This is a genomic window from Pseudonocardia sp. Cha107L01, from assembly GCF_052566575.1.
The window spans coordinates 3,061,038-3,073,401 of sequence record NZ_CP199579.1 but is presented as its reverse complement, the minus strand read 5'-3'; the positions used below and the strand labels follow the sequence as shown (position 1 = coordinate 3,073,401).

General features: G+C 70.1%; 13 protein-coding genes. 6 read left to right on the top strand and 7 right to left on the bottom strand.

All coding sequences use genetic code 11. From position 1 onward, the window contains the following. Positions 1–36: 36 nt before the first annotated feature. On the bottom strand, positions 37–1,080 hold the full coding sequence (locus tag ACTXG6_RS14555) for a phosphotransferase family protein (RefSeq protein WP_445188328.1): 1,044 nt from the start codon (positions 1,078–1,080) through the stop codon (positions 37–39). Positions 1,081–1,186: 106 nt separating this feature from the next. On the opposite strand from ACTXG6_RS14555, the gene surE reads away from it, so the two are divergent. Next, a complete protein-coding gene (gene surE / locus ACTXG6_RS14550) occupies positions 1,187–1,960 on the top strand; it encodes a 5'/3'-nucleotidase SurE (protein ID WP_445188327.1) in 774 nt (257 codons plus the stop codon). Between the two features lie 89 nt (positions 1,961–2,049). Here the strand turns inward: surE and ACTXG6_RS14545 are convergent, their stop codons facing one another. Continuing rightward, positions 2,050–3,054: a sigma-70 family RNA polymerase sigma factor gene (locus ACTXG6_RS14545; protein WP_445188326.1), complete on the bottom strand. Its 1,005-nt coding sequence runs from the start codon at positions 3,052–3,054 to the stop codon at positions 2,050–2,052. A 151-nt stretch (positions 3,055–3,205) separates the two neighbouring features. Between ACTXG6_RS14545 and ACTXG6_RS14540 the strand changes: the two genes are divergently transcribed. From ACTXG6_RS14540 to ACTXG6_RS14525, 4 genes are all read left to right on the top strand, one after another. Beyond that, the gene (locus ACTXG6_RS14540) at positions 3,206–3,931 is read left to right on the top strand and encodes an SDR family NAD(P)-dependent oxidoreductase (RefSeq protein WP_445188325.1); all 726 of its coding nucleotides are present in this window, start codon (positions 3,206–3,208) and stop codon (positions 3,929–3,931) included. Between the two features lie 23 nt (positions 3,932–3,954). Continuing rightward, positions 3,955–4,755: a DUF899 domain-containing protein gene (locus ACTXG6_RS14535; RefSeq protein ID WP_445188324.1), complete on the top strand. Its 801-nt coding sequence runs from the start codon at positions 3,955–3,957 to the stop codon at positions 4,753–4,755. 102 nt (positions 4,756–4,857) lie between these two features. Continuing rightward, positions 4,858–5,874, top strand: a complete 1,017-nt coding sequence (locus tag ACTXG6_RS14530; RefSeq protein WP_445188323.1) for a GlxA family transcriptional regulator — start codon at positions 4,858–4,860, stop codon at positions 5,872–5,874. A gap of 120 nt (positions 5,875–5,994) precedes the next feature. Continuing rightward, positions 5,995–6,162, top strand: coding sequence for a hypothetical protein (locus ACTXG6_RS14525; protein WP_445188322.1), 168 nt, complete (start codon positions 5,995–5,997; stop codon positions 6,160–6,162). Between the two features lie 6 nt (positions 6,163–6,168). Here ACTXG6_RS14525 and ACTXG6_RS14520 read toward each other — a convergent pair whose 3' ends face one another. From ACTXG6_RS14520 to ACTXG6_RS14510, 3 genes are all read right to left on the bottom strand, one after another. Then, the gene (locus tag ACTXG6_RS14520) at positions 6,169–7,197 is read right to left on the bottom strand and encodes an LLM class F420-dependent oxidoreductase (protein WP_445188321.1); all 1,029 of its coding nucleotides are present in this window, start codon (positions 7,195–7,197) and stop codon (positions 6,169–6,171) included. Between the two features lie 154 nt (positions 7,198–7,351). After that, positions 7,352–8,125, bottom strand: a complete 774-nt coding sequence (locus tag ACTXG6_RS14515; protein ID WP_445188320.1) for a hypothetical protein — start codon at positions 8,123–8,125, stop codon at positions 7,352–7,354. Positions 8,126–8,339: 214 nt separating this feature from the next. Then, positions 8,340–8,873, bottom strand: a complete 534-nt coding sequence (locus ACTXG6_RS14510) for a DinB family protein (protein WP_445188319.1) — start codon at positions 8,871–8,873, stop codon at positions 8,340–8,342. A 331-nt stretch (positions 8,874–9,204) separates the two neighbouring features. On the opposite strand from ACTXG6_RS14510, the gene ACTXG6_RS14505 reads away from it, so the two are divergent. After that, positions 9,205–10,236, top strand: coding sequence for a methyltransferase (locus ACTXG6_RS14505; protein WP_445188318.1), 1,032 nt, complete (start codon positions 9,205–9,207; stop codon positions 10,234–10,236). Positions 10,237–10,291: 55 nt separating this feature from the next. On the opposite strand, the gene ACTXG6_RS14500 is transcribed toward ACTXG6_RS14505, so the two are convergent. Together ACTXG6_RS14500 and ACTXG6_RS14495 are read right to left on the bottom strand one after the other, a co-directional pair. Further along, the gene (locus tag ACTXG6_RS14500; protein ID WP_445188317.1) at positions 10,292–10,621 is read right to left on the bottom strand and encodes a VOC family protein; all 330 of its coding nucleotides are present in this window, start codon (positions 10,619–10,621) and stop codon (positions 10,292–10,294) included. A 143-nt stretch (positions 10,622–10,764) separates the two neighbouring features. Further along, on the bottom strand, positions 10,765–12,321 hold the full coding sequence (locus ACTXG6_RS14495; RefSeq protein WP_445188316.1) for a long-chain-fatty-acid--CoA ligase: 1,557 nt from the start codon (positions 12,319–12,321) through the stop codon (positions 10,765–10,767). Positions 12,322–12,364: the final 43 nt, after the last annotated feature.

Here is a 12,364-nt window from a genome sequence, read left to right as displayed (position 1 = left end):
CCGGCCCGGGTGTGACCCCCCGGGCCGGTGCGGGCGTCAGGTCAGCTCGTCCAGCAGTTCCGAGGCGTTGGCGGCGAGCACCGGGACGGACGCGCCGAGCTCGGCGTTGCGCGCGTCCTTGCTCTCGCCGCGCAGTGTGCGGTTGGCCAGCTGCTGGTAGACGGTGGCGGTCTTCCACCGGGCGAACGCCAGGTACCACATGATGTCCGCGGTGTCGGTGCCGGTGCGCTCGGTGTAGTGGGCGGCGACCTCGGCCTGGCTGGGCAGCTCCAGACCCGGCGGCAGCCGCACCGCGCCCTGGATCGCGGGCGGGTCGTCCTTGCTGGGCGTGTAGTGCAGCAGGGTGCCAAGATCGACCAGCGGATCCCCGAGGGTGGCCATGTCCCAGTCGAACACCGACTTCACCCGGTCCGGGTCGGCCGGGTCGAACTGGCAGTTGTCGATCTTGAGGTCGTTGTGCACCAGGCCGTGGGTCTGCGTCTCCGGCTGGGTCTTCGCCAGCCGCTCGCCGACCTGGACCATCAGCGGGTCGGCGTCCGGCGGCGCGGCCAGCTCCCAGCGCCGGGCCCAGCCGGACACCTGCCGGGCCACGAAGCCCTCCGGCTTGCCCAGGTCCTCCAGGTCGCACTCGCCCGGGTCGACCAGGTGCAGGTCGGCCATCGCGTCGGTCAGCGCGAGCACCAGCCGCCGGCCGAGGTCCGGGTAGCCGCGCATGCTGGCCGGCAGGTCCTCACGGATCACCTCGCCGTCGCGGTACTCCATGACGAAGCAGTCCGCGCCGGCCACCGACTGGTCATCGGTGAACGCGTAGGCCCTGGGCGCCCGGTCGTAGCTGCGCCACAGCCGCGACAGCACCCGGTACTCGCGGCGCATGTCGTGCGCACCGGGGGCGATCTTGCCGAACGGCGGCCGGCGCAACACCACCCTGGTGCCGCCGACCTCGAGCAGGTAGGTCAGGTTGGCCCGGCCGTGCGGGAACTGCAGGACGTTCAACGGGCCGGCGAGCTCGGGGGCGGCGGTGCGCAGCCAACGGCCCACGCTCGCCCAGTCCAGCTCGTCGCCTTCCCGTACCGCGCTCACTGCACCGTTTCTGGACGGCCGATCACTTCCCATGCAGGGACCGTATCCGGGCACACGGCGCCCTGCCAGAAGGAGGACCCACACCACACGCCGGTAACGTCGGGGGGTGAGCTGGACACTGATCACCAACGATGACGGCATCGGCGCCCCCGGTCTGCACGCACTCGCCGCCGCGGCGGTCGCCGCCGGTCAGCGGGTGGTGGTTGCCGCGCCCGCCGAGCAGTCGAGCGGCGCCGGCGCGTCGATCATGGCCGACCAGCGCAACGGGCGGGTACCGGTGCGGCGGCACGAACTGCCCGGACTGGACGGGGTACCGGCGTACGGGGTGTCCGCGCAGCCGGCGTTCATCGCGTTCGCGGCCATGCGCGGGTGGTTCGCCGAGCCGCCGACGCTGGTGCTGTCCGGGATCAACGAGGGTGCCAACCTCGGTCGGGCCATCGCGCACTCCGGCACCGTGGGTGCCGCGCTCACGGCGGGCCGGTTCGGCGTCCGCGCTCTGGCCGTGTCACTGGACTCCGACGACACCCCGGCCGGCACCGACCCGGGTTGGGCGGTGGCCGCCGGGCTGGTCCCCGAGGTCCTCGAGCTGCTGGCCCGCACTCCCGAGGGCACCGTGTTGACGCTCAACGTGCCGGACCTGCCGGCCGATCAGCTCGGCGAGCTGCGGGTCGCCACCCTGGCCACCAAGGGCAAGGTCGAGTTCCGGGTGCACAACCTGGACGACGACCAGATCGGGGTGCACTCGATCACGCCGCCGGGCACGGCCGAACCGGGCAGCGACGTCGCACTGCTGTCCGCCGGGCACCCGACGCTCACCGCCGTCCGGTCCGTCGGCGAGGACGCCGGCCTGCCGCTGGCCGACCTGCTCACCCGCCGCTGAGCTGGCCGGCGGCACACACCCAGCGCACGCCGCACAGCCTCTGCACGCTCTGTGCGACCCGCACCAGGTCTGTGCCAGCGCACACAGCATCAGCCGGGGAGGGAGCGGGGCAGCCCGAAGGGTGGGAGCGTGCCGTTGTCGAAGCGGGTGATGGCGCCGATCCGGTCGCCGGTGAGGGTGAGGACGAGGAGACCGGCGCCGTGGCGGATGCCGGTGGCGGCGCGAATGTAGGTCCCGAGCGCGGGCTGTCCGTTCGCTCGCGTCCGCACGAAGTCGTAGGTCCTGCCCTGGCCGATGAGGCCGGCGTAGAAGCGGGCCACGACGTCGAGGCCCTGGTACTCGAGGGGAATCGGTGGCATGGAGACCAGGACGTCGGCGGTGAGCAGGGCGAGCAGGGCGTCGATGTCGCCGGACTCGTACGCGCGGACGAACTTGGCCACGAGCGTCTGCTCGGCGGGTGAGTCGGGAGCTGGAGCCGGTTCGCGCTCGCCCGTCGGCGGCAGGTGGCGCTGGAGGCTGGCGCGGGCCCGTTTGAGGGCACTGGTGACCGATTCGACGGTCGACTCGAGCATGTCGGCCACCTCGTTCGCGCGGTACCCGAGTACCTCGCGCAGGATGAGCACGGCGCGCTGGCGAGCGGGCAGAACCTGCAGCGCGGTCACGAAGGCCAGGGAGATAGCCTCGGTCTGTTCGTAGCGTGCCTCCGGGCCGAGCGGCACGTTGACCGCACCCTCGAGGAGGGAGTCGGGATACGGCTCGAGCCACACGACCTCGCCGAGCCGGGTCGGCTCGGGCGGTTCAACCCCGGGGAGATCCCACTCCTTGGCAGGGCGCCGGTTCGCCGCGCGGAGCGCGTTGAGGCACCGGTTGGTCGCGATCCGGTAGAGCCAGGTGCGGATCGAGGCGCGCCCCTCGAACCCGCCGATGCCCTGCCAGGCGGCCAGCAGCGTGTCCTGCAGGGCGTCCTCGGCGTCCTGGAAGGATCCGAGCATCCGGTAGCAGTGCACGTGCAGCTCTCGACGGTGCGACTCGGTCAGCTCCCGGAACGCGTCGCCGTCCCCGGCCCGCGCCCTGGTGATCAGGTCGGTTGTCACCCACTCCACCCTCGCTCCTCCCCTGGACTTCCAGTATCGACACCGGCCCGGCCGCGAACTGGGCGGTGGTTGGGCGCCCAGTTCCCCAACGTCCTGGCGTCTTCCTCTTCGACGGCTCGGACAACCCGGGGCGTCGGGATCAGGAGGAACCATGACAATCGCGGACAGAACGGTTCTGGTGACCGGGGCCAATCGCGGTATCGGACAGGCGCTGGTCGAGGAAGCCCTGCGGAGAGGCGCGAAACGGGTGTATGCCGGTACGCGCCGGCCCCTGGCCCACGTGGATGGGCGCGTCACACCGGTGACCCTGGACGTGACCGACGCAGCGCAGACTCGGGCAGCTGTCGAGAGGGTCGAGTCGCTCGACATCCTCATCAACAACGCCGGCCTTTCGCTCTACGACGACTTGAGCGATCGTGCCGCGCTGGAACGGCAGCTCGCCGTCAATCTCTTCGGCACGTACGGAATGACGCAGGCCTTCCTGCCGTTGCTGACTCGCTCCCGGGGAGCCATCGTCAACATCCTGTCGGTGACGGCCTTCGCCCCCTTGCCGCTCATTCCGTCCTACTCGATCTCGAAGGCGGCGGCGTTCTCCCTGTCCCAATCGCTGCGTGCTCTCCTGGCCGAACGGGGTGTGCGGGTACACGCCGTGATGACCGGCCCGGTGGACACGGAGATGTCCCGGGACCTCGACATACCGAAGGCCTCTCCGGAGTCGGTAGCGCGAGCCATCTTCGACGGCGTGGAGAACGGCGAGGAGGAGATCTTCCCCGATCCCCTGTCCGGGTCCATGGCGGAGAGCTGGCGCAACGGTTCGGCCAAGGCGCTCGAGCACCAGTTCGCCGCGCTCGTGCCTGCGGAGCCGGTCAAGTCATGAACCGGAGAGGTGGACATCTCACGATGAAGCTTTCGCCGATCGTGTCGCAACCGGAGTGGGACGCCGCGCGCCAGAAACTGCTGGTGCGGGAGAAGGAGTTGACCCGCGCCCGGGACGCGTTGGCCGCCGAGCGCCGGCGGATGCCGTGGCTGGCCGTGGACAAGGAGTACGAGTTCGACGGACCGAACGGCACAGCGAGCCTGCTCGACCTGTTCGAGGGCCGCCGCCAGCTGATCGTCTACCGCGCCTTCCTCGAACCCGGTGTGTCCGGCTGGCCCGAGCACGCCTGCCGGGGCTGCTCGCTGATAGCCGACCAGGTCGCCGACGTCGCCCACCTGAACGCCCGCGACACCACCCTCGCCTTCGCCTCGCGCGCGCCCCAGCCCGACATCGAGCGGGTCAAGGCGCGGATGGGCTGGACGATGCCCTGGTACACCATGGCCGGTTCTTCCGGCAGCGCCTTCGACAACGCCTTCGACAACAGCGCCTTCGACAACAGCGCCTTCGACACGGACTTCGGTGTGGACGAGTGGCACGGCACGAACGCGTTCATCCGCGACGGCGACCGCGTGTTCCGCACCTACTTCATCAACAACCGCGGCGACGAAGCACTGGGCAGCACCTGGAGCTATCTCGACATGACCGCGCTCGGCCGCCAGGAGGACTGGGAGGACTCGCCCGAGGGCCACCCCCAAACCCCACCGTATGCGTGGTGGAACTGGCACGACGAGTACGGCGACGTCAGGCCGGCCCAGTGGTGGAGCGACCCGGACTCCGACGACGTCGACCCCGCCGACCCCCGACCGCGCCCCACCGTCCCCTGACGGATAGCCATGCCGCCGTGGCCGGCAGACCACGGCGGCGTGGCAGGAAAGGTGGGATATGCGGCCTTGCTGTCACCCGCCGGGGCCGGCAGGGTGATCCTCATGCGGACCCGCACCGTGCTCTTCGTGCTCTTCCCGGACGTACAGAGCCTGGACGTGACCGGTCCGCTCGAGGTGTTCGTCGGTGCCGAGCGCTGGTCCACCCACCACCGGGGTGGACAGCCGGCGTACCGGGCGCGCACCGCCAGCCTCGGTGGTGTGCCGGTACGCACCTCCTCCGGCCTGCTGATCACGCCGGACGAGGACCTGTACCGGTCGGAGCCGCCGGACATCCTGGTCGTCCCTGGCGGCGCCGGCACCCGCGCGTCCGACCCGGCCCTGATCGACTGGCTGCGTACCGAGGCGCCCCGGGCCAGCAGGCTGGTGTCGGTGTGTACCGGCGCGTTCCTGCTCGCCGAGGCGGGCCTGCTGACCGGGCGGCGGGTCACCACGCACTGGGACTACGCGAACACCCTGGCGCAGCGCCACCCCGAGGTCGAGGTGGACGCCGAGCCGATCTTCATCCGGGACGCCGAGCTGTCCACGTCGGCCGGGGTGACCGCGGGCATCGACCTCGCACTGGACCTCGTCGAGGAGGACCTCGGCCACGACGCGGCACTGGCGGTGGCGCGGGATCTGGTGGTGTTCCTGCGCCGGCCGGGCAACCAGTCGCAGTTCAGTGCACAGCTGGCCGCCCAGGTGGCACACCGCGAGCCGCTGCGCGAGGTACAGCGGTGGATCACCGAGCGCCCGGACGCGGACCTCTCGGTCGACACGCTGGCCCAGCTCGCCCACCTCTCCCCCCGGCAGTTCGCCCGCGCGTTCACCGCCGAGGTGGGCATACCGCCGGGGCGCTACGTGGACCGGGTGCGCCTGGAGGCCGCCCGGCGGCGCCTGGAGGACAGCACCGACGGCATCGCGGAGACGGCCAGGGCCTGCGGTTACGGGACCCCGGAGGCGATGCGCCGCGCGTTCCTGCGGGTGCTCGCGCTCAGCCCGGCGGAGTACCGGCGCCGGTTCCAACCCGGTTTCACCCCGCTACCCAGGGAGCGCCCTGCGCATCGCCATCCTGCTCTTTGACCGGTTCACCGCACTGGACGCGGTCGGCCCGTACGAGGTGCTCAGCCGGCTGCCCGGTGCCGAGACGGCGTTCGTCGCCGAGCGCCCGCGCTGGGCGCCACCCCGGCCGACGAGCGCGTGGTGATCGACGGCAAGTACGTCACCGCCGCCGGCGTCTCGGCCGGCATCGACATGGGGTTGACGCTGGCCGGGCGGATCGCCGGCGACGAGGTCGCGCAGCTGATCCAGCTCGGCATCGAGTACGACCCGGAGCCGCCCTACGGCGCGGTCATGTCCGGCCGGGCCTGACCCGGCCTAGATCCACTCCTTTACCTGGGCCAGCAGCTTGACCGGGTCGGACCCGAACGGCGTCACGTTCAGGTGGGTCACGCCGGCGTCGCGCAACGCCGCGATGCGGTCCTTGACGAACTCCGGCCGCCCGATCAGGTTGGAGTTCGCGATGAACTCATCGGGCAGCGCGGCGGCCGCCTCGTTCTTCTTGCCGTCCAGGTAGAGGTCCTGCACGTTGGCCGCCACCTCCGGGTAGCCGTAGCGCTGGAACACGGTGTTGTAGAAGTTCTTGCCCCGTGCGCCCATGCCGCCGATGTACAGCGCGGCCAGCCCGCGCGCGGCCGCCCTGGCGTTGTCGAAGTGCTCCTCCTCCAGCGCCAGGATGCCGCCGCCGGTGATCTGCAGCTCGCCCAGCTCCGGCGCCCGCTTGGCCTTGCCGGCGCGCAGCGAGTCACCCCAGACGGCGTCCAGCTTCTCCGGGTAGAGCACGAACGGCAGCCAGCCCTCGGCGATCTCGGCGGCCATCTCCACGTTCTTGTCGCCCAGCGCGGCCAGCCAGATCGGGATCCGCTCGCGCACCGGGTGGTTGATCAGCTTGAGCGGCTTGCCCAGCCCGGTGCCCTGGCCGGCGGGCAGCGGCAGGTTGTAGATGCCCTGGTGCCGCACGACCTCGCGGCGCCACACCGAGCGGCAGATCTCCACGATCTCCCTGGTGCGCGCGATCGGCTTGTCGTAGGGCACGCCGTGCCAGCCCTCGATGACCTGCGGGCCCGACGCACCGAGCCCGAGGATCGCGCGGCCGCCGGAGACCGAGTCGAGCCCGGCGGCGGTCATCGCGGTCAGCGTCGGGGTCCGGCTGTAGATCGGCAGGATGCCGGAACCGATCTCCACCCGCTCCGTCTTCGCCGCGACGTAACCCATCAGGGTGGGGGCGTCGAAGGTGTAGACCTCCGCCAGCCAGACCGTGTCCAGACCGATTTGTTCCATCGCGACGATCTGGTTCACCGTCTCGACCGGGTTGCCGCCGTACAGAACGGGGGTGCTCAGTTTCATAGCGCAACCCTAGTCGGCGGCGGCCGAAAGTTGAATAACGGTGTGATGCGGACTGCCGCGGATCGTTCAGCAGTCCCGCTCGAACACGAGCGCCCTACGAGTGGCTCGGCAAGGTGCCCGCCGCCTCGTCGGCGAGGCGGGCACCGGCACCGCGTCAGGCTGGCTGCGACGAGGCGGTGCCCGTTGTCGGCTGCCTGAAGTGCCGGCCGCCAGTGGTGACAGCGGCGACGGCGGGTCGTACGGCCGGAGTGACCGGCAGGTGCTTCCGGGTGGCCGGCGGGTAGCCGACTCCCTCGAGGGGCTCGGCCGCCGCGAGCTCGTGTCGCTTACGGGTCTCCGCCCAGTTGATGCTCCAGGCCATCGCGGTGGTGAACATCAGCCCGAGCAGCAGCGCGCCCCCGGTCGCGCTCACGGGAACGAACCAGACCGGTTTGGCCGGCGTGGGATCGACCACGCTCCCCAACGTAACGGCCTTGCGATTCGCCACCTTCAGGGCGTGCTGCCGGTCCGCCAGGTCCTGCCGGGCCAAGTCGATGACCCAGGAGACGATCGCGGGGCTGCGCACCGCGTCCGGGCTCTGCGCGGTGATGCTGATGAACGGGCCGGTGGTGAGCGATGAGCCAACACCCGCGTTCTTTATCGTCACGGCGTCCTGGCCGGCCACCAGCCCGACCCGGAAGGGCAGCACTGGGCTGCTCAGGGACTGGAGCAGTATCGAGGCGATGGTGTCGAGACTGGAGTTGAACGCCAGCAGCGGGTTCGCCGGCCTGTTGGTAGGCCGCGCCGGCGCCAGCACCACCACCGTGCCACTCGAGGTGTAGCTCGGCGGGACGAGCGCGAACACCAGAGCCGCCGCGGTCACGGTCAGCAGCAGCCCCGAGACCACGGTGAACCATTGGGAGATCAAGGCTCGTCCAAGGCTCCGCACAGTGATCTCCCTGCCGCTAGATCCCTCGGCCCGGCTCTCCCAGCCCACCTCGGCATAGTGGAGCTTGCCCAGTGCGCCGGCGTCGGAGCATCATCAGAACTGACGACAGCGTGCCGCCCGGCACGTAGTCGGTTGCAGCGATCATGAGGATGACCAGCAGAGACGCGGCGACTCCCCGCCTACGACGTGCTGGCGTTCCGCAGCCGTCGCAGTGTTAGGTGTTGCGCACTCGGTAGAGGTCTCGCATGAGCCCGATCTCCCCGCCGTGGTGCATGAGTTCGCGGTTGAGATGGAGCACGAGCGTGGCGAACGGGTACTCGGCGTACGGGCCCTCGGCATCTCCGGTTCGCTCGGTGAGACGGGCCGGTCCGGCTGTCTTGATGGCGTCCCGCCACGCGGTGTAGGTCTGGTCGAGGTAGGCGATGCCATCGGCGGCGGTGGTCGGCCAGTCAGTGCGGTCAGGCGTCCAGTCAGCTGCGCCGAAGTGATTGCTGGTCCGCAGGGCGAAGCACAGGCCCGCGAGGTGGCAGATCCGCCAGGCGATGGTGGTCAGCGGCGGTGGACCCGGCTCCCGGTATGCCCAGTCAATGGTGGCTGTGCCATCCGGCTGTGCGCGGACGGACCAGCATGCCGGCGCGGGCTCCCAGAGGTATTCGGTGTCGGTGAGGCCCTCGAGGCGAGGTCGCAGCGACGTGTCCCAGTAGAACTCCATCTGCCCGATCAGCTCGCCGTGCCAGTCCACCTGCATCGGTTCTCCGTTCCTCGCGTGTGGCCGTGTGCGGGGATCACGATAGGCACCGGGCAGGGGGCGACGCACAAACGCGCACATCGACGTTCGGCGCACTGTTTATGCAGGTCAGAGATGCAAAACCGCTTGTCCGGTCAGACGGTGCTGCGCTCGCGGCCCTCCCGGTAGCGGGCCCGGACGTCCTTCTTGAGGACGTGGCCACGGACACCGGCGCTGGTTGCACCGGCGCGGGCGCCTCAAAAATGGTGTCGCTCCGACCACCGGCGGTCCTAGACTCGCGGGTCGCGCCCGCTGAGAGGCCCGCCGCGAGTGTCGAGACGAGGGGATCTTGGTGAGCACCCTAGACGCACCGCCGGACAGGCCGACGCCGAACCGGATCATGGAGCTCGGCTCGGGGTTCTGGGGCTCGAAGGCGCTTCTGAGCGCGGTCGAGCTCGGGGTCTTCGCGGCACTGGCCGCCGGACCGCTCCCGCTGGAGGAGCTGCGCCGGCGGTTGGGCCTACACCCGCGCGCGGCGCGGGACTTCTTCGACGCGCTGGTCGCGCTCGGCATGCTCGACCGGAACCACGACGGCTACCTCAACACCGCCGAGACCGACCTGTTCCTGGACCCGGCCAAGGCCAGCTACGTCGGCGGGTTGCTGGAGATGTTGAACACCCGCCTGTACGGGTTCTGGGGCTCGCTGACTGAGGCGTTGCGGACCGGCGAACCGCAGAACGAGCTCAAGGGCTGCAGCGGAGACCCCTTCGCCACGATGTACGCCGACCCGGAACGACTGGCTGGATTCCTTGCCGCGATGAGCGGGGTCAGCGCGGGTGCCGCGATCGCGATCGCTAACACCTTCCCTTGGGAGCGGTACAAGACCTTCTGCGACTTGGGCGCCGCCCAGGGCATGGTGCCCGCGCAACTCGCGCTGCGGCATCAGCACCTGTGCGGGACCGGGTTCGACCTGCCGCAGGTGGGGCCGATCTTCGAGAAGTTCATCGCCGGGTACGGACTCAGCTCGCGGGTGGCCTTCCACAGCGGTGACTTTTTCACCGATCCGCTCCCCTCAGCCGAGGTGTACGTGATGGGCCACATCCTGCACGACTGGGGCCTGGAGGCGAAGCGCTCGCTGCTGCGCCGAACCTACGATGCGCTGCCTGAAGGCGGTGCGTTGATCGTGTACGAAGCGCTGATCGACGACGAGCGGCGGGCCAACGCATTCGGCCTGTTGATGAGCCTGAACATGCTTATCGAGGGCCCCGACGGATTCGACTACACCGGGGCGGACTGCCGAGGCTGGATGGCCGAGGCAGGGTTCCGGGAGAGCTACGTCCAGCACCTCGTCGGACCGGACTCAATGGTGGTCGGTCTCAAGTAGTTCCGGGCCTCCGAAGGGTCCGTCGTGCCGCGTCCCCTGGGACGACCGCGAGCGGTCAGGCGTTTGAGTGCGGGGAGGGGTGGCGAGGTTCGTAGATGGGCATCTCGCTGCCGTCGGGCAGTCTGATGGCGCTCAGCAGACCCCACCTCACATCCCTAATCTCACCGACTATCTCGACGCCCTTGCCACGCAACTCGGTCAGGGTCTGTTCGATGTCGTCACACATTAGGTACAGCGCGTGGTGGGGCTCATCGTCGGACGGGTGCACCGCCAGCTCAGCCGGCGGCATCGCAAAGATCGGCCAACCGTTCCCTGCGTCGACCGAGCCCAGCCCGAGGGTGTCCCGAAAGAACGCCCGAACCTTGTCCGCCTCCGAGGTGAACACGACCGCGTGCAGGCCAGTGAGCATGGGTTTTACGCTACTCACTCCCGCCGGGCCAGTGCGCCCGATCCCCTCATGCTCACAGCGAACCGGTCCGATCGGGCGCATTGCAGATGCAGGTCAGAGATACCAAACCGCTGGTCCGGTCAGACGGTGCTGCGCTCGCGGCCCTCCCAGTAGCGGGCCCTGACGTCCTTCTTCAGGATCTTGCCGGTCGGGTTGCGGGGCAGCTCGTCGACCACATCCACCGACTTCGGGCACTTGTAGGACGCGAGCTGCGCGCGGCAGTAGGCCAGCAGCTCCGCCTCGTCCACGACGTGACCCTCGGCCGCCACCACGACCGCCTTGGGCACCTCGCCCCACTTCTCGTCCGGCACCCCGACCACGGTCAGGTCAGCCACCGACGGGTGCTCGGCGAGTACCCGCTCGATCTCGGCGGGGTAGATGTTCTCACCGCCACTGATGATCATGTCCTTGATCCGGTCGGTGATGTAGAGGTAGCCGTCGGCGTCGTAGTGCCCGGCGTCGCCGGAGTGGTACCAGCCGTCCGCGCCGATCGCCGCCGCGGTCGCCTCCGGCTTGTTCCAGTAGCCGCCCATCAGCTGGTCGGTCCGAACCCAGATCTCGCCCTGCTCCCCGGTCGGCACCGAGTCCCCGGTGCTCGGTTCCCTGACCTCGATCTCCACCCCGGTGATCGGTTTGCCGGCCGAGATCAGCCGGTGCTCGGCCACGCCGTCCGCGTGGTCCGCCGGGCCCAGTACGGTGACCACGCCGCACGCCTCGGTCATGCCGTAGACCTGCATGAACACGTTGGGGAAGACCTTCATGCTGGCGCGGAGCACCGGCAGCGGCATGGGCGAGGCGCCATAGCAGAGCACCCGCAGCGCGGAGTAGTCGTGCGCCGCCGCGTCCGGCACCTTGGCCATCAACGCCAGCAACGCCGGCACGAAGAACGAGTGCGTGACCCGTTCGGATTCCAGCAGCCGCAGCAGCGTCGCGGGATCGGGCACCCGCACCATCACCATCCGGCCGCCGGCGTACAGCGCGGCCATCGCGTAGCTGGAGCCGCCGACGTGGAACAGCGGCATCGCCACCATGAAGGTGGCGTCCGGACCGGCTCCGATCTCGGCCGCCACGCCCGCCGAGTGCGCGATCATCCCCCGGTGGGTGAGCATCGCGCCCTTCGGGAACCCGGTGGTCCCGGACGTGTAGAGCTGCAGGAAGCAGTGGTCCGGGCCGGCCGGGTACACCTCGTGGTCCGGTTCGGCGCCGAGCCACGCCTCGTAGCCGTCGCTCGCCCCGCCGACGGGCACCACCTCGCGCACGTTCGGCAGCTTGTCCCGCAGCCCGGCCACCGCCTCGGCGAACTCCGGGCCGACGAACAGCAGCTCGGCGCCCGAGTCGTTGATCACGTACTCGATCTCGGACGGGGTCAGCCGGAAGTTCACCACCACGTTCGCGGTGCCGACCTGGGCGCAGGCCAGGGTGGTCTCCAGGCAGGACGGGTGGTTGAGGTCCAGCACCGCCACCCGGCCGCCCGGTCGGAGCCCGGCGGCCCGCTGTGCGGCGGCGTTTCGGGCGACCCGCTCGGCCAGCTCGGCCCAGGTCCAGGTCTGCTCGCCGTACTTCAGCGCCTCGCGGTCAGGCTGTTCGACAGCCCACCGCGTGAGCAGGGCATGGATGTGGGTCGGACGGTCGGACATCGGCGCTCCCCGGAACTGGTCGGCATCGTGGCTCGCCGATCTT